13 protein-coding genes are annotated in these 16,293 nt (G+C 73.0%); 10 read left to right on the forward strand and 3 right to left on the reverse strand.

The window, feature by feature from the left end:
* The first annotated feature begins 43 nt into the window (after positions 1-43).
* A complete protein-coding gene (locus tag ABTZ58_RS03075) occupies positions 44-1,033 on the forward strand; it encodes a DUF5926 family protein (protein WP_351349801.1) in 990 nt (329 codons plus the stop codon).
* A 253-nt stretch (positions 1,034-1,286) separates the two neighbouring features.
* On the opposite strand, the gene ABTZ58_RS03080 is transcribed toward ABTZ58_RS03075, so the two are convergent.
* Both ABTZ58_RS03080 and ABTZ58_RS03085 read right to left on the reverse strand, forming a co-directional pair.
* Entirely contained in the window at positions 1,287-1,871 is a 585-nt protein-coding gene (locus ABTZ58_RS03080; protein WP_351349803.1) for a hypothetical protein, read from the reverse strand.
* A 55-nt stretch (positions 1,872-1,926) separates the two neighbouring features.
* Entirely contained in the window at positions 1,927-2,592 is a 666-nt protein-coding gene (locus ABTZ58_RS03085; protein WP_351349805.1) for a bifunctional DNA primase/polymerase, read from the reverse strand.
* 500 nt (positions 2,593-3,092) lie between these two features.
* On the opposite strand from ABTZ58_RS03085, the gene ABTZ58_RS03090 reads away from it, so the two are divergent.
* From ABTZ58_RS03090 to ABTZ58_RS03100, 3 genes are all read left to right on the forward strand, one after another.
* Positions 3,093-4,601 (forward strand): PP2C family protein-serine/threonine phosphatase, encoded by a 1,509-nt coding sequence (locus ABTZ58_RS03090; protein WP_351349807.1) that lies wholly within the window; start codon positions 3,093-3,095, stop codon positions 4,599-4,601.
* 77 nt (positions 4,602-4,678) lie between these two features.
* Entirely contained in the window at positions 4,679-6,142 is a 1,464-nt protein-coding gene (locus ABTZ58_RS03095) for an aminopeptidase P family protein (RefSeq protein WP_351349809.1), read from the forward strand.
* A 102-nt stretch (positions 6,143-6,244) separates the two neighbouring features.
* Positions 6,245-9,238 (forward strand): glycine--tRNA ligase, encoded by a 2,994-nt coding sequence (locus ABTZ58_RS03100; RefSeq protein ID WP_351349811.1) that lies wholly within the window; start codon positions 6,245-6,247, stop codon positions 9,236-9,238.
* Positions 9,239-9,300: 62 nt separating this feature from the next.
* Here the strand turns inward: ABTZ58_RS03100 and ABTZ58_RS03105 are convergent, their stop codons facing one another.
* Positions 9,301-9,765, reverse strand: coding sequence for an ATP-binding protein (locus ABTZ58_RS03105; RefSeq protein ID WP_351349813.1), 465 nt, complete (start codon positions 9,763-9,765; stop codon positions 9,301-9,303).
* 267 nt (positions 9,766-10,032) lie between these two features.
* On the opposite strand from ABTZ58_RS03105, the gene ABTZ58_RS03110 reads away from it, so the two are divergent.
* The 6 genes from ABTZ58_RS03110 (at position 10,033) to efeB (ending at position 16,292) form a co-directional block, all read left to right on the forward strand.
* Entirely contained in the window at positions 10,033-10,854 is an 822-nt protein-coding gene (locus tag ABTZ58_RS03110) for a hypothetical protein (protein WP_351349815.1), read from the forward strand.
* A gap of 155 nt (positions 10,855-11,009) precedes the next feature.
* The gene (locus tag ABTZ58_RS03115) at positions 11,010-11,753 is read left to right on the forward strand and encodes a YcnI family copper-binding membrane protein (RefSeq protein WP_351349817.1); all 744 of its coding nucleotides are present in this window, start codon (positions 11,010-11,012) and stop codon (positions 11,751-11,753) included.
* Positions 11,754-11,849: 96 nt separating this feature from the next.
* Positions 11,850-12,503 (forward strand): SCO family protein, encoded by a 654-nt coding sequence (locus tag ABTZ58_RS03120; RefSeq protein ID WP_351349819.1) that lies wholly within the window; start codon positions 11,850-11,852, stop codon positions 12,501-12,503.
* Positions 12,500-12,973, forward strand: coding sequence for a copper chaperone PCu(A)C (locus ABTZ58_RS03125; protein WP_351349821.1), 474 nt, complete (start codon positions 12,500-12,502; stop codon positions 12,971-12,973). The genes ABTZ58_RS03120 and ABTZ58_RS03125 overlap by 4 nt, the downstream gene beginning before the upstream one ends.
* 13 nt (positions 12,974-12,986) lie before the next feature.
* The gene (locus ABTZ58_RS03130) at positions 12,987-14,996 is read left to right on the forward strand and encodes a copper resistance CopC/CopD family protein (RefSeq protein WP_351349823.1); all 2,010 of its coding nucleotides are present in this window, start codon (positions 12,987-12,989) and stop codon (positions 14,994-14,996) included.
* Positions 14,997-15,002: 6 nt separating this feature from the next.
* Entirely contained in the window at positions 15,003-16,292 is a 1,290-nt protein-coding gene (efeB, locus tag ABTZ58_RS03135) for an iron uptake transporter deferrochelatase/peroxidase subunit (RefSeq protein ID WP_351349825.1), read from the forward strand.
* The last annotated feature ends 1 nt before the right edge of the window (position 16,293 follow it).

Consider the following 16,293-nt stretch of genomic DNA (forward strand, 5'->3'; position numbering starts at 1 on the left):
GCTCGCGCCCGTACCAGACGAGCCGTAACCGGGAGACCCATCGATGGCCAAGAAGCGACCCCAGACGAAGGCCAAGCGCCCGCAGACCACGGGCGGGGCCGCCGCCGTCGGCACCGAGGGAGACGTTCCGGTCGTCGGCGCCCGCGAACCCTGCCCCTGCGGCAGCGGCCGCCGCTACAAGGCCTGTCACGGCCGGGCCGCGGCCCACGCCGTGACCGAACTGGTGCGCCGCCCCTTCGAGGGCCTGCCCGGCGAGTGCGACTGGGTCGCCCTGCGCGAGCTGGTCCCGGCGGCCACGGTCGCACTGCCCCTGAAGGACGGTCTGCCCGAGGGCGTCCCGGCGGTCACGCTGGCCACGGTCCTGCCGATGGCCTGGCCCGCCCTGCGCCGCGACGACGGCTCGGTCCTGCTCGGCCTGCAGAACGACACCTCGTCGGGCGACATCAGCCGCGACCTCGCCGACACCCTCCAGCGCGCCCTGGAAGCGGAGCCGGGCACACCGGTGCAGGGCCGCCGCGCCCCGGCCGACGGTCCGCGCCTGCAGGACCTGCTCGACCCGGAGGGCGGCTTCGAGCCAGAAGTGCACAGCGGCTTCGAGTTCTGGGTCCCGGACCCGGAGAACGCCACGCCGGAGGTGGCCGCCTCCCTGGAGCGGGCCAACGCCGCGGCCATCCCGACGGTCAAGCTCCGGGGCGTGGACGCCGCGTACTGGTGCCAGACGCCGGAGAAGAACCACCTGCGGTGGGTCATGCCGCACCCCGAGGAGCAGCTTCTGGACGCTCTCGCGCGGCTGCACGCCACGGGCCGTTCCAGCCTCGGTGAGGGCACCCGCCTGGTCGGCTCCTTCCGCGCTCACGGGCTCACGGTGCCGGTGTGGGACCTGCCGAGCGGCGTCTCGGCCGAGGACGTGGAGAAGCCGGCGGCGGAGTTCGCCGAGCGCCTCGCGACGGCCCTGGCCACGGACGCGCCGCTGACGGCGGACGAGCGCCGGGCGCGGGGCGGGCTGACCAACCGGCAGGTCACGCTGAGCTGAGACCCGGCGCGCGGCAGGCCGGCCGGGACACCGCCCGGCCGGTCCCCCGTGCCCCCGTCGGGTCACAACTCCCGTCGGTGACACGCCAGTCGGTGACTGGAAAGGGCGAGATCGAATTTGCGAACCGCCGATCTCTTGTTACCGTTCCTGTAGCCCGGTTGCTGGTGCATCCCCCGTCGCCAGCAACCGGGTCTTTTCATGGACCCGGCCGCTCACGCAACGCGGTTGCGTGTCAACTCCCGGTTCGTGTGGGTCAGTTGCTCCCGGACCGCAGCAGCAGCGGCCCCTGTCCGGCCCGTCGGGCGAACTCCGCGATCGCCGTGTACGCCACCGGCTCGCCCCGTGCGGGCTCCCGGGGCGTCTCGCAGGTGCCCGGCTCGTCCTGGGCGCCCACCGCACAGGTGATCCGCACGGTCCGGGCCTGCGGCCCCATCAGGGTGAGCGCGGCGTCGAGCGCCTCACCGGTGGCGTTGCGGTAGTAGGTCCGCGCCCAGGTCCGCGCGCCCTGCGTCATCACGCAGGTCTGCGCCTCGACGCCGTCGGGGGAGGAGAGTTCGGGACCGCAGCGCACGGCGGTCGCCAGGCCATGGCCGAGCGTGGGCGGGCGCGGGACGGCGGACGACGCCCCGGGCGCCTTGCCGTCGGACGGGGAGGAACGCCGCCCTACGTGTTCCGTGCCGGAGGCGGCCGTGCCGCCCGCGGTCCGCTCGGACCGCACGGCTCCCGCTGCCGCCACCGCCAGCGGCAGGGCGACCGCGCACGCCACCCCGACACCCGCGAGGGCGAGCAGTCGGGTCTTACGGGGGTCCCGGCGGCGGCCCCGGGAATGACGCGGCATGGCCCCGGAACTTAACGCGCCGGGGCGTGTGCGGCGCCCGGCGCGCCCGACGGCCCTAGAACTCGGGCGCGCTCACACCCGTACGAGTGAGGGCCTCGACCACGGCGTCCACGACGGCCTCGACATCGGGCACCCACGGGGAGGCCGAGCCGGGCAGCGGTGCCCGCTCCCAGCGGATCTCGCCCTGGCCCGTCTCGGAGGGCGGCAGGGCCAGGTAGCCGCCCTCGCCGTGGAAGCGGAGGGAGCCGGGCACGAAGTCCTTGGCGTAGAGCAGTTCGCCGAGCTGCTCCATGGAGTACGGCTTGACCAGGATCGCCCAGCGGGTCGGCGAGGCGACGACCGGGCCGAGCCGCATGCCCGCGTGGTCGAGGACCTTCAGGGCGCGGGCGGCCGGGGCGGCCGGCAGGGAGACCGCGCAGGGGGCCTTGCCGCCGGTGGCCAGGACGATCGGCGCCGTCGGCCGGTTGCTCCACCACCAGCGGACCATGCGTCCGTCGGTGGTGGCCGCGAGCAGGCCGGGGTCGAAGGGATGCGCGCCGGGCACCGTGCAGTCGGGGTCGGGGCAGCTGCAGCGGGAGTGCCCCTGTGGGTCCCCCGCGACGCCCGGCAGCACGGGCCACTGCCATTCCGTCGCGTAGGTCAGGGCCGCGCCGATCGGCTCAGGCCTCCCGTCACTGCGCCGGAACAGGAGCCTGCGTCGCCTTCCGGGGATCTCGCGCATGAGCGCTCGTCCTTTCCGTTGCACGCCTGGCAACACGGTGGTCCATCACAACATGTGTCGATCACTTCACTGTGCGTACCTGTTGGCGCATCACACCCCTGCCTGAGGCAAGGGGAACCCCTATGGGTCGAGCAAGGGCTGCCTCCGCGGCCGTCCCGCCCATACTGCGTCCATCAAGAGCACGGGCGTGGCGTAGGGGTGGCGAAGTATGGCGTTTGCCGTCGCGCGTATTTCTCTCCGCCTCCGCCACGGGAGGATGGGGCACGGTCGTCGGTGGATAGGACGCCCGGTTCCGTCGCCAGGTTCCGGGTGGTTCCCAACCACCCCTGGCCTTCTCCGAGTACGTACCCATCACGACCGTTGTGACGCTCCGTCGAGCAAGCCCAGTCGACCGCAATAAGCCGTCCCCTGCGGCAGTTTCAAGCCAAATTTGCATTTCCGCAAGAGGAAGGCGAGTTGTTCTCTCGAACCTCACGGACACCAGGAATCCCAGCAGGACAATGCTGGACATCTCCTCACGAGTGCGTGTACATGTGGAGCCACTGCTGGCGGCGCAGAATGACATGGGGGTTTGCGATGCTTTTGAGCAGTACGCGCCGGTCGGGAGGCCGGACGCCATGAACGCCCCTCACCCTGCGAAAGTGGCTGGAATCGATTCAACGGTTCCGGCCCCCGCACACACTGTCGCGCCCGCCACGGGTATCACCCCGGCCCCGGCAAACCCACCCGCCCCACCCGGCGCGGTGCTCCAGGACCGTCTCGCCGGCTGGGTGTCCGATCTCACCACCCTGCACGAACTGACCGAACGGCTGGCCCGCACCACCGCGCTCGACGAGGCGCTGCACGAGACGCTGCGGGCGGGCGCCGCCCTCGTCGGCGCCCGGCGCGGCCTCGTCGTCCTGGAACCGGGCGACGGCCTCGGCCCGGACACCACCATCGGCCTGGGCCTGGCCCGCGCCGACCTGGGCCACATCGAGACGGTGCCGCGCAGCGCCCTGTCCCACGGCCGGATCCTCGACGGCCTGCCGGGCGGCGAGGCCGCGATCGCCCAGCCCGACCTCTTCGCCGAGGAGAAGCTCGACCCCCGCCACCGCGAGGTCGCGGCACGCCTCGGTTACGCCGCCAGCTACGCCCTCCCCCTCACCCCCGAGGCCGCCGGCCGCCTCGGCGCAGCCGTCTGGCTCTACGACGAACCCGCCGAACCCAGCGAGCGCCAGCGCCACCTCGCCGGCCTGTACGCCCGCTACGCCGCCGAGCACCTCGCCCGGCTCCTGGAACTGGAGCGCACACGCGCGTCCATGGCGACCATGTCCGACGAGCTGCTGCCCTCCCGGCTGCCCCGGGTGGCCGGTGTCCAGCTCGCCGCCCGGCACCGCACCGGCCCGCACGGCGGCGGCGACTGGTACGACGCGCTGCCGCTGCCCGAGGCCGCCCTCGGTCTCGCGGTCGGCTCCGTCACCGGCGCGGGACCCAGCGCCGTCGCCGCGATGGGGCGGCTGCGGGCCTCCCTGCGCGCCTACGCCGTGATGGAGGGCGAGGACCCGGTCGCGGTCCTGTCCGACCTGGAGCTGCTGCTGCGGCTGACCGAGCCCGCCCGCTCGGCGACCGCCCTGTTCGGCTACTGCGAACCGGCCGCCCGCAAGATCACGCTGGCCGGTGCCGGCCACAGCCCGCCGCTGCTGATCGGGCAGCGGCGCACGGAGTTCGTGGAGACCTCCGTCTCCGCCCCCCTCGGCATGCTCGCCTGCTGGGAGGCGCCCAGCGTGGAGATCCTCGCCGAGCCCGGAGAGACGGTTCTGCTCTACACCGACGGGCTGCTGCACCGCACCGGCGAGGCCACGGACCGGGCCTTCGCCCGGCTGCACGCGGCCGCTGCCGGGGTGCCCCGGGCGCTGCGGGGCGACCCGGGCGCGATCGCCGACCACGTCCTGCGCAGCGTGCTGCCGGACGGGCTGGACGCGGCGCGGGGGGCGGAGGACGTCGTGCTGCTGGCGGCGCGCTTCGAGTAACGCTCCTCGTCACCGGCCCCGGGCCCTCTTCCGTGCCGCCGTACAGTGGACGGTGGTCCAGTGCCGTATCGAGGAGGATGACCGTGGCGGAGGATCTCGCGGAGACCCCGGAGACTGCCGAAGAAGAGCCGATCAAGCAGCGGAAGAACGGACTGTACCCCGGCGTGTCCGACGAGCTGGCCGAGAACATGAGGAGCGGCTGGGCCGACACCGAGCTGCGCGATCTCGAGCCCGTCCCCCAGGCCGCCGAGACCGCCGCCCGCCGGGCCGCGCTGTCCGCGCGCTTCCCGGGCGAGCGTCTGGTGATCCCCGCGGGCAACCTCAAGACCCGCTCGAACGACACCGAGTACGCCTTCCGCGCCTCCGTCGAGTACGCCTACCTCACCGGCAACCAGACCGAGGACGGCGTCCTGGTCCTGGAGCCGAAGGGCGAGGGCCACGAGGCGACGATCTACCTCCTGCCGCGCTCCGACCGCGAGAACGGCGAGTTCTGGCTGGACGGCCAGGGCGAGCTGTGGGTCGGCCGCCGCCACTCCCTCACCGAGGCCGAGCAGCTCTACGGCATCCCCGCCTCCGACGTGCGCGAGCTGCCCGGGAAGCTGCGCGAGGCCACCGGCCCGGTGCGCGTCGTGCGCGGTTACGACGCCGGCGTCGAGGCCGCGCTGACCGACAAGGTCACCGCCGAGCGCGACGAGGAGCTGCGGGTCTTCCTGTCCGAGGCGCGCCTGGTCAAGGACTCCTTCGAGATCGGCGAGCTGCAGAAGGCGGTCGACTCGACCGTGCGCGGCTTCGAGGACGTCGTGAAGGTCCTCGACAAGGCCCAGGCGACCTCCGAGCGCTACATCGAGGGCACGTTCTTCCTGCGCGCCCGCGTCGAGGGCAACGACGTCGGCTACGGCACGATCGCCGCGGCCGGCCCGCACGCGTGCACGCTGCACTGGGTGCGCAACGACGGCCCCGTCCGCTCCGGCGACCTGCTGCTGCTCGACGCGGGCGTCGAGACGCACACGTACTACACGGCCGACGTGACGCGCACGCTGCCGATCAGCGGCCGCTTCAACGAGATCCAGCGCAAGATCTACGACGCCGTGTACGACGCCCAGGAGGCCGGGATCGCGGCGGTGAAGCCGGGCGCCAAGTACCGGGACTTCCACGACGCGGCCCAGCGGGTGCTGGCCGAGCGCCTCGTGGAGTGGGGGCTCGTCCAGGGCCCGGTCGAGCGGGTGCTGGAGCTCGGGCTGCAGCGGCGGTGGACGCTGCACGGCACGGGCCACATGCTGGGCATGGACGTGCACGACTGCGCCGCCGCCCGGACCGAGACGTACGTGGACGGTGTGCTGGAGCCGGGCATGTGCCTGACGGTGGAGCCGGGGCTGTACTTCCAGGCCGACGACCTGACGGTGCCCGAGGAGTACCGGGGGATCGGGGTGCGGATCGAGGACGACATCCTCGTGACGGAGGACGGCAACCGGAACCTCAGCGCCGGGCTGCCCCGGCGCTCCGACGAGGTCGAGGCGTGGATGGCCGCCCTCAAGGCCTGATACCCCGCCGGAAGGCACCAAAAATGCGCAGGTCAGCGCCGGTTGACGTGTGAGATCATGACCGACCTTGCCGGGCCGAATCGGGGAACGGGCGCGATCATCATGAAGAACGTTCAGACGGCGCTGACCATGCAGGACGCCATCCTCACCCTGCAGAAGTACTGGAGCGACAACGGCTGCATGATCACGCAGCCGTTGAACACCGAGGTCGGAGCCGGTACCGCCAACCCGGCCACGGCCCTGCGGGTGCTCGGCCCGGAGCCGTGGAGCGTGGCCTACGTGGAGCCGAGCGTGCGGCCGGACGACTCGCGCTACGGCGAGAACCCCAACCGGCTGCAGACCCACACCCAGTTCCAGGTGATCCTCAAGCCCGACCCGGGCAACCCCCAGGAGCTGTACCTCGGCAGCCTCCGGGCCCTCGGCGTCGACCTGAACGCGCACGACGTGCGGTTCGTCGAGGACAACTGGGCCTCCCCCGCGCTCGGCGCCTGGGGGCTGGGCTGGGAGGTCTGGCTGGACGGCATGGAGATCACCCAGTTCACCTACTTCCAGCAGGTCGGCGGCGTCGCCCTGGACCCGGTGTCGGTGGAGATCACCTACGGCCTCGAACGCATCCTGATGAACCTCCAGGGCGTGTCCCACTTCAAGGACATCGCCTACGCGCCGGGCATCACCTACGGCGAGGTGTTCGGGCAGAACGAGTACGAGATGAGCCGGTACTACCTCGACGACGCCGACCTCGGCACCAACCACCGGCTGTTCGACGCCTACGCGGCCGAGGCCCGGCGGCTGCTCGACCTGGAGCTGCCGGTACCGGCGTACACGTACGTGCTCAAGTGCAGCCACACCTTCAACGTGCTCGACGCGCGCGGCGCGATCAGTACCACCGAGCGGGCCAAGGCGTTCGCGCTGATGCGCGGACTGACGCACGAGTCGGCCAAGCTCTGGGAGCGGCGGCGGGCGGCACTGGAGCACCCGCTCGGGGTCGCGCCCGCGCCCGCCCCGGCCGTACGGGCCCCGCTGCCCAAGGTGCCCGGCGTCGAGACGCTGCTGTTCGAGATCGGCGTGGAGGAGCTGCCCTACGCCGACGTCGTCGCCACCACCGAGGCGGTGCGCGAGTCGGTCACGGCGAAGCTCGCCGAGACACGGCTCGGGCACGGGGCGATCACGGTGATGGCCACGCCGCGCCGGATCGTGATCACCGTCGACGGCGTGCAGCCGCGCGAGCGGGACACCGTGCGGACCGTGCGCGGCCCCAAGGTCGCCGCCGCCTTCAAGGACGGCGCCCCCACGCCCGCGTTGCTCGGCTTCGCCCGCAGCCAGGGCGCCGAACCGTCCGACGTGCGGATCATCGAGGTCAAGGGTGTCGAGTACGTTTCGCTCACCCGGCACGAGTCGGGGCGGCCGGCCGTCGAGGTGCTCAGCGACCTGCTGGCCGAGGTGGTGTCCGGGCTGCGCGCCGGGCGGAACATGCGGTGGAGCGACCCGGGCCTGTCGTTCTCGCGTCCGGTGCGCTGGCTGCTGGCGCTGCTGGGCCGTACTCCGCTGCCCGTGGTGGTCTCCTCGCTCTCCTCGGGCGACACCACGCGGGTGCAGCGGCAGGCGCCCTACCCGGAGGTCCGGGTGACCTCCGCCGAGGGCTATCCGCACTTCCTGCACATGCACGGCATCCTGCTCGACCGGGAGGCCCGCCGCGGGGCGGTGGTGCGCGGGGCCCTGGAGGCGGCGGCCGAGGTGGGCGGACGGATCGACGTGGAGGACCAGGCCGGGCTGATCGACGAGATCACCGACATCCTGGAGTTCCCGTACGCCGTGCGCGGGTCGTTCGACGAGCGCTATCTCGAACTGCCCGCGAGCGTTCTGACCACCGTCATGCGCAAGCACCAGCGCTATCTGCCCGTCCTGGACGGCGACCGGCTCATGCCGTACTTCGTCACCTTCGCCAACGCCCTGTGCGACGACGACGTGGTGCGGGCGGGCAACGAGGCGGTGCTGCGGGCGCGGTACGAGGACGCCGCGTTCTTCTGGCGGGCGGATCTGAAGGTGGCGCCGGAGGAGTTCCGCCGCCGGCTGGACAAGCTGACCTTCGAGGACCGGCTCGGCACGGTCGCCGACCGCGCCGGGCGGCTCGGCTCCCTCGCCCTTGACCTGGCCGGGCGCGCCGGGCTGCCGGAGGAGACGGTGCAGGTGGTGCGGCGGGCCGGGGCGCTGGCCAAGTTCGACCTGGCCTCCCAGATGGTCATCGAGTTCTCCGGTCTCGCCGGGGTGATGGCCGAGGAGTACGCCCGCCGGGCCGGGGAGTCCCCCGAGGTCGCCCGGGCGCTGGCCGAGATGGAGCTGCCGCGCTCCGCCGGAGGCGCCCTGCCCGCCGGGGAAGCGGGTGCCGTGCTGTCGCTCGCCGACCGGTTCGACCTGGTGACGGGCATGTTCGTGATCGGGGCGGCGCCGACCGGGAGTTCGGACCCGTACGGGGTGCGGCGGGCCGCGATCGGGCTGCTCAACGTGTTGCGCAGTGTCCCGGCCGTGGCGGGGATCCGGGTGGGTGACGGGCTGCGCGCCGCGGCCGTGCGGTACGCCGCCCAGGGCGTGGCGGTGCCCGCCGACCGGGTCGCCGAGGCCGCCGAGCTGATCACCCGGCGGTATGAGCAGCAGCTCACGGACGCCGGGCACGAGCACCGGCTGGTGCAGGCCGTGCTGGTGTGGGCCGACCGGCCCGCGCACGGGGACCGGACGCTCGCCACGCTGGAGCGGCATGTCGGCAGCGAGGCGTTCGAGGCGCTCGCCGCCGCGTTCCAGCGGGTGGTGCGGATCCTCCCCGAGGACGGCGTCGACGGGGCCGATCCGTCCCTGCTGACCGCGCCCGCCGAGCTGCGCCTGGCCGAGAGCGTGCAGACCGTGCGTCAGGCCCTGGAGGGCCGGGAGGACGATCTCGGCGCGCTGATCGAGGTCTCCGCCCCACTCGTCGAGGCGATCGGCATGTTCTTCGACGAGGTGCTGGTGATGGATCCCGACCCGGCTCTGCGGGCGGCGCGACTGGCGCTCCTGACGGAGGTGGCGGGGCTGGCGCGGACGACGCTGGACTGGGGAGCGCTGTAGGGCGCACTGCGCAAGGGGTACGGCGGTGTTTCACGTGAAACACCCCCCTGCCGCCAGGTCGGTCAGACCGCCATCAGCGGTGCGCCCTCGCGCCACTTGAGGACCTTGTCGAAGCTCACCACGGCTCCGCCCCGGCCCGGCTTGTTGCCGATGTGGACGTGGTCGGCGAGCTCCTCGATGAGGCACAGCCCCCTGCCGTTCTCGGCTTCGGTGTGCGCCGGCCGGACCGGGGGGCGGGACAGCCCTGCGGAGGCCGCGGGGAAGCCGGGGCCCGCGTCGGCGACCTCGATCCGGCACTTCTCGCCGTCGAGGTAGGCGGTGACCCGGTAGGCCTCCGAACCGGGGCCGCGTCCCGTGTCCCCGCCGTGCTCCACGGCGTTCGCGCAGGCCTCGCTGAGGGCGACGGAGAGGTCGTAGGAGATGTCGGGATCCACGCCCGCGGTCTCCATCGTGCCGATCAGCAGGCGGCGGGCGAGCGGCACGCTCGCGGCTTCGCGCCGCAGATGGAGTGACCACCAGATGCTCATGCTCCAGCCTCCCGGCCGCGGCTCGACATACCGTTACGTATTGCCCTCCGTGCCCGCGTGTAAGCGTGAAGTTGACGTGAGGCCGCCCATACGGCGGATGCGCACTGGTTCTGATCGGTGTATGTGGGGGCGGGCGGCGGCGCAGCGGGGAGCGAGGATCGGCGCAACCGGGGGCGCGCCGGACCAGAGCGTGACGTTCCGGTCGTACGGCATCTTGTTGGACCTGCCGTACGGGACGGGCGCGGCCAGTGCGATGATGAGCCCGCCATGCTTGCCCCCCACACGCCCACGAAGCGCTCCGGAGCCACGCTCCGGATCCTGCGGGCCGCGGTGTTCGCCGCGGTCTGCGTCGTGCTGGCCGGGGCAGGTCACGCCATGGCCTCCTGCGACGGCATCCCGCTGTGGACGCTGGGCGCCGGGTTCCTCGGCGTGGCCGCGGTGGCCGTCCCGCTCGCCGGGCGCGCTCGCACGCTGCCGGGCATCGCCGCCCTGCTCGCGGTCGGCCAGACGGTGCTGCACATGCTGTTCGGCCTGGGCCAGCACGGCACGGCCGCCGTCGCCGCACCGCGGCCGGCGGGTCTGAGCGACGCCGCGCTGGTCCAGCAGGCCGCACGGTTCGTGTGCGGCACGACGGCGGCGGCGATCAGCCCGGCACAGGCCCACAGGATCCTCACCGACGCCAGGGTCCAGCCGCCCGCGGGAGCGCACACGCACCTGGCCACGGACGCCGCGTCCGGGGCGTCGGTCCCGCTGTGGCCGTCCCTGCCGATGCTGCTCGGTCACGTCCTCGCGGCGCTCGCCGCGGGCTGGCTGCTGCGCCACGGCGACCTGGCGGTGCTGCGGCTGGCCGAACTGTCGGCGCAGGGTGTCGCCGAAGGGGCGTTGATCCGCTCGCTGCGGGCCGCGCTCGCGCTGGTCCGAGCCCTGCGCGTCGGACTGCCCGGCGCGCCCGAGGACCGTCCGCGCCCGGCACACGCCCTGCGGCCCGCGCCCCCGATACCCCGCACCATCGCGCTCCAGCACACGGTGATCCGGCGGGGCCCGCCCGCCGCGACGACTTCCGCAGCCGCACTCGCCCTCGCCGCCTGACACGACGCGACCACCACCGCTCCGCCGTCCCGGAACCCGGTTCTTCGAGCCCACGGATGCCCGGACACCCCGGAGGAGGGGGCCGCCGTCGTGCGGCACGCGCGCGTGCGCGTTCCCTCTTCCTCATCCCGACTCACAGCGGAGTGCTTCCTTCCATGAAGGCTTCCCGTATCGCCGCGGCCGGTGCCGCCGCCGGTGTCACCGTCCTCGTCCTGTCCGCCCCCGCCTTCGCGCACGTCACCGTGCAGCCCGAGGGCACGGCCGCCAAGGGCGGTTACGCGGTCGTCGACTTCAAGGTGCCGAACGAGCGCGACGACGCCTCCACCACCAAGCTCGAGGTCACCTTCCCGACCGACCACCCGCTGGCCTCCGTCATGCCCGAGCCGATGCCCGGCTGGAAGATCGAGGTCACCAAGTCCAGGCTGGACAAGCCGCTGGAGATGCACGGCGAGAAGATCACCGAGGCGGTCTCCAAGGTCACCTGGACCGCCGACGGCAAGGGCATCCAGCCCGGCTACTTCGAGAAGTTCCCGCTCTCCGTCGGGCAGCTGCCCGAGGACACCGACCAGCTGGTCTTCAAGGCCCTCCAGACGTACTCCAACAAGGAGGTCGTCCGCTGGATCGAGGTGCCGCAGGAGGGCCAGGAGGAGCCCGACAACCCGGCCCCCGTGCTGAAGCTGTCCGCCGCCTCCGAGGGCGGGCACCACGACGCGGGCGCCGATGACGACGCCGACTCCGAGTCGGCCGAGAAGGCCTCCGCCGAGACCGCCGCGGACGACTCCGGCTCCTCCGACGGCACGGACACCACCGCCCGCGTCCTGGGCATCGTCGGCATCGTCGTCGGCGCGGCCGGTGTCGCCTACGGCGTGCTCGCCGGCCGTCGGCGCAGCAACGCCTGACGCCGCTTCCACGCACGGCGCGCACCGGGAGCACGCCCCCGGTTCACGGGGTCACCCCGGTGCGCGCCGGGCCACCGACATCTGGGACATTTCTCTATGCGCACCAAGACCTTCGCCGCGGCCGCACTGCTCGCCGCCGCATCCCTGACCCTGACCGCCTGCGGCAGCGGCGACGACAGCAACAAGCCCGTCGCCGTGGTGTCGGAGGAGGCCGGTACCGACAAGGCCGCCACGGTCCTCGACAAGCCCTTCGAGAAGCCGGACCTGGTCCTCACCGACACACAGGGCAAGAAGTACGACCTCCGCGAGGAGACCGCGGGCAAGCCCACGCTGATCTACTTCGGCTACACGCACTGCCCCGACGTCTGCCCGCTGACGATGAACAACATCGCCGTCGCCACGAAGCAGCTGCCCAAGGCCGAGCAGGACGACCTGCGCGTGGTGTTCGTCACCACCGACCCCGAGCGCGACACCCCGGCCGAGCTGGCCAAGTGGCTCAAGGGCATCGACTCCCGGTTCGTCGGCCTCACCGGTGACTTCCCCACCGTCCAGGCCGGTGCCCGCACCCTCGGCATCTCCATCGATCCGCCGCACAAGGACAAGAACGGCAAGATCGTCTCCGAGCACGGCACCCAGGTCATCGCGTTCTCGCCGAAGACCGACGGCGGCTATGTGCTCTACGGCGAGGACGCCACCGTCCAGGACTACACCAAGGACCTGCCCAAGATCGTCAAGGGAGAGAACCCGTGAGGCGCCTCGGCCCGGCGGCCCTCGCCATAGCAGGGACCCTGGCCCTGGCGGGCTGCGCGGACTCGGACGCGGGCGGCGACGGCGGCTCGGGCGGCCAGGCGGAGCTTGCCGTCGGCTCCGCCTACATGCCGCAGCCGGTCTCCGAGGAGATGGCGGCCGGCTTCCTCACCGTCACCAACAACGGCGGTGCCGCCGACGAGCTGACGTCGGTCTCCAGCGACATCGCCGGCCGGGTCACCGTGCACGAGACCACCGGCGGGGCCATGCGGGAGGTCAAGAGCCTCAAGATCCCCGCCCATGGGCGGCTGGTGCTGAAGACCGGCGGCGACCACCTGATGTTCGAGCAGCTCAAGCGCAAGCCGAAGGAAGGCCAGACCGTCTCCGTCGAGCTGCGCTTCGCCCACTCCGACCCCGTCGAGGTGGAGATGCCGGTGAAGGCCGCCACCTACACCCCGACGACCGGACACTGACGGAGGGACCCCTGTGACTCCGACCATCGCCCCCCGCGTCCGGACCCTGGTTCTGCTGCTCCTGGCCGCGGTCTGCGCCCTGCTCGCCGGGGCCGGCCCGGTCTCCGCGCACGCCGCGGTGACCGGCAGCGACCCCGCGCAGGGGGCGGTGGTCGACCAGGCCCCGTCCCGGATCTCGCTCACCTTCTCCGAGCAGGTCGCGCTCTCCGACGACTCGCTGCGCGTGCTCGACCCCGAGGGCAAGCGCGTCGACACCGGCAAGCCGTCCGGCGTCAGCGGCACGACGTACGCGGTGCGCCTGCAGCCGGGCCTGTCCGACGGCACCTACACGGTGGCCTACCAGGTCGTCTCGGCGGACAGCCACCCCGTCGCCGGCGCCTACACCTTCTCCATCGGCGCCCCCTCCAAGACGAGCGTGGCCGTGTCCGGGCAGGGAGCCGACGACGGCGTCGTCGGCTGGCTGTACAACCTCGGGCGGTACGTGTCGTACGCCGGGTTCATCGTGATGGCCGGCGGCGCCGCCTTCGTGCTCGCCTGCTGGCCGCGCGGGTCCGGGGTGCGGCCGGTGCAGCGGTTCGTCGTCTCCGGGTGGCTCGCGCTGACCGCCGCGACCCTCGCCCTGCTCCTGCTGCGCGGCTCCTTCACCGGCTCCGGGAAGGTCGCCGACATCGTCGACCTGTCCCTGCTGGGCCAGGTGCTGCAGACCAAGACCGGCGCGGCCCTGGTCTCCCGGCTGCTGCTGCTGGCCGCCGCCGCGCTGTTCATCGCCGTGCTGTTCGGCGCGTACGACAAGCGTGAGGACCCCCAGGAGAAGCGGGATCTGACCTTCGGGCTCGCCATCGGCGGTGTCGTCGTGGCCGCGGGGCTCGCCGCGAGCTGGGCGATGTCCGAGCACGCCTCGGTCGGCATCCAGGCGGGCATCGCCATGCCGGTCGACGTCCTCCACCTGCTGGCCGTCGCCGCCTGGCTCGGCGGACTCGGCGCGCTCCTGGTCGCCCTGTACCGGGCCCCCGCCGACACCCCCGTCGACGCGTCGGCCGTACGCCGCTTCTCCCGGGTCGCCTTCGGCAGCGTGCTCGCGCTGATCGCGACCGGGACGTACCAGTCGTGGCGCCAGCTCGGCTCCTGGCCGGCCTTCACCGACACCCGCTACGGCCAGCTCCTCCTGGCCAAGATCGCCCTCGTCGGCGTCCTCGTCGGCGTCGCGTGGATCTCGCGCCGGTGGACGGGCCGGCTGGCGCCGACGGTGCCGGCAGCGGCGGAGCGGGAGAAGGTACGGGCCGGGGCGGGGGCCTCCGGTGACACGGAGGCCGGCACCGACGCGGGTGTGGCGCCTGCCGGGGAGTCCGCCGCCGAGGAACCCGGAGCCGGGAAGTCCACCGCCGAGACCCCCGCCGAGCCCACCGAGGAGCCCGCCGAGGAGCCCGCCGACGCCGAGCGTGCCGCCCAGCTCGCCCGGCAGCGGGCCGCGCGGGACGCCGCCCGGCAGAAGCGGCTGCGGGACGCCGACCCGAACCGCTTCGGGCTGCGCCGCTCGGTGCTGGCCGAGGCCGGCGTCGCGGTCGTCCTGCTCGCCGTCACCACCGTGCTGACGCAGACCGAGCCGGGGCGTACGGAGCAGGAGGCCAAGGCGGCCACCTCGTCCTCCTCCTCGTCCTCCACCGCCGACGCGGCGACGTCCGGGGCGCTCACCCTGAACATGCCCTTCGACACCGGCGGCCAGGACGGCAAGGGCGTCGTCACCATCGACCTCGACCCCGCCCGCGTGGGCGGCAACGAGATGCACGTCTACGTGGAGCGACCCGACGGCCAGGCCTTCGACATCCCCGAGGTCAAGGTCGAGTTCACCCTCGAGGCCAAGGACATCGGGCCCCTGCCCGTCGTCCCCGACCACCTCGCTACCGGACACTGGTCGGCGAACGGAGTGCAGATCCCCATGGCCGGCGACTGGCAGGTCGACGTGACCGTGCGGACCTCCGACATCGACGAGGTGACCGTCACCAAGAACGCGCAGATCGGCTGAACGACCATGCCCGACCAGTCCTTCCCCCAGGCCCGCACCCCCGAAGCCGCCCCGGACCACACCGAGGCGGCCTCCGCCCGCGAGGGCATCTCCCGGCGACGGCTGCTCGGCACCGCCGGCGCCACCGGACTCGTGCTCGGCACGGCGGGCACCGCCGCGGGATACGCCGCCGCGCCCTCCGAGGCGGCCGCTCCGCTCACCTCACTCGGCACCGACCGGGTGATGTTTCACGGGAAACATCAGCCGGGCATCACCGACGGCCTCCAGGCCCGCGGCCATCTCGTCGCCTTCGACCTGGCGGCGGGCGCCGGCCGCAAGGAGGCCGCCGCCCTGCTCCGCCGCTGGTCGGAGACGGCCCGGCGGCTGATGGCGGGCGAGCCGAGCGCCCACGGTGACACCGACGTGGCCCGCGACGCCGGTCCCTCGTCGCTGACGGTCACCTTCGGCTTCGGGCACAGCTTCTTCGCCCGGACGGGCCTGGAGAAGCAGCGCCCGGTGGCGCTGGACCCGCTGCCCGAGTTCTCCTCCGACCGCCTCGACAAGAAGCGCAGCAACGGCGATCTGTGGGTGCAGATCGGCGCCAACGACGCCCTGGTCGCCTTCCACGCCCTGCGCGCGATCCAGCAGGACGCGGGCCGGGCGGCCAGGGTGCGGTGGCAGATGAACGGCTTCAACCGCTCGCCCGGCGCCACCGCCCACCCCATGACCGCCCGCAACCTCATGGGCCAGATCGACGGCACCCGGAACCCGAAGCCGGACGAGCCCGACTTCGACCAGCGGATCTTCGTCCCGGAGAAGGGCGAGCCGGCCTGGATGGCGAACGGCTCCTACGCCGTCGTCCGCCGGATCCGCATGCTCCTCGACGACTGGGAGAAGCTCTCCGTCAAGGCGCAGGAGGACGTCATCGGGCGCCGCAAAATCGACGGGGCCGCGCTGTCCGGCGGTACCGAGACGACCGCGATGGACCTGGAGAAGACCGACGCCGAGGGCAACCTCGTCGTCCCGATCAACGCCCACGCCCGCATCACCCGGCCCGACCAGAACGGCGGCGCCGCGATGCTGCGCCGCCCGTTCTCCTTCCACGACGGCATCGACGCCGACGGGGTGCCCGACGCGGGCCTGCTCTTCATCTGCTGGCAGGCCGATCCGCTGCGCGGCTTCGTCCCGGTGCAGCGCAAGCTCGACCGGGGCGACGCCCTGTCGCCGTTCGTCCGGCACGAGTCGAGCGGGCTGTTCGCCGTGCCGGGCGGGGCGGCGGAGGGGGAGTACGTGGGGCAGAAGTTGCTGGAGGGGTGAG

Source organism: Streptomyces sp. NPDC094143 (genome assembly GCF_040303825.1).
Taxonomy (GTDB): Bacteria; Actinomycetota; Actinomycetes; order Streptomycetales; family Streptomycetaceae; genus Streptomyces.

Excerpts from the sequence above, each read along its gene's own strand:
- ABTZ58_RS03075 (WP_351349801.1), top strand. The coding sequence starts at position 44 with ATGGCCAAGAAGCGACCCCAGACGAAGGCCAAGCGCCCGCAGACCACG.
- ABTZ58_RS03080 (WP_351349803.1), bottom strand. The coding sequence starts at position 1,871 with ATGCCGCGTCATTCCCGGGGCCGCCGCCGGGACCCCCGTAAGACCCGA.
- ABTZ58_RS03085 (WP_351349805.1), bottom strand. The coding sequence starts at position 2,592 with ATGCGCGAGATCCCCGGAAGGCGACGCAGGCTCCTGTTCCGGCGCAGT.
- ABTZ58_RS03090 (WP_351349807.1), top strand. The coding sequence starts at position 3,093 with ATGCTGGACATCTCCTCACGAGTGCGTGTACATGTGGAGCCACTGCTG.
- ABTZ58_RS03095 (WP_351349809.1), top strand. The coding sequence starts at position 4,679 with ATGACCGTGGCGGAGGATCTCGCGGAGACCCCGGAGACTGCCGAAGAA.
- ABTZ58_RS03100 (WP_351349811.1), top strand. The coding sequence starts at position 6,245 with ATGAAGAACGTTCAGACGGCGCTGACCATGCAGGACGCCATCCTCACC.
- ABTZ58_RS03105 (WP_351349813.1), bottom strand. The coding sequence starts at position 9,765 with ATGAGCATCTGGTGGTCACTCCATCTGCGGCGCGAAGCCGCGAGCGTG.
- ABTZ58_RS03110 (WP_351349815.1), top strand. The coding sequence starts at position 10,033 with ATGCTTGCCCCCCACACGCCCACGAAGCGCTCCGGAGCCACGCTCCGG.
- ABTZ58_RS03115 (WP_351349817.1), top strand. The coding sequence starts at position 11,010 with ATGAAGGCTTCCCGTATCGCCGCGGCCGGTGCCGCCGCCGGTGTCACC.
- ABTZ58_RS03120 (WP_351349819.1), top strand. The coding sequence starts at position 11,850 with ATGCGCACCAAGACCTTCGCCGCGGCCGCACTGCTCGCCGCCGCATCC.
- efeB (WP_351349825.1), top strand. The coding sequence starts at position 15,003 with ATGCCCGACCAGTCCTTCCCCCAGGCCCGCACCCCCGAAGCCGCCCCG.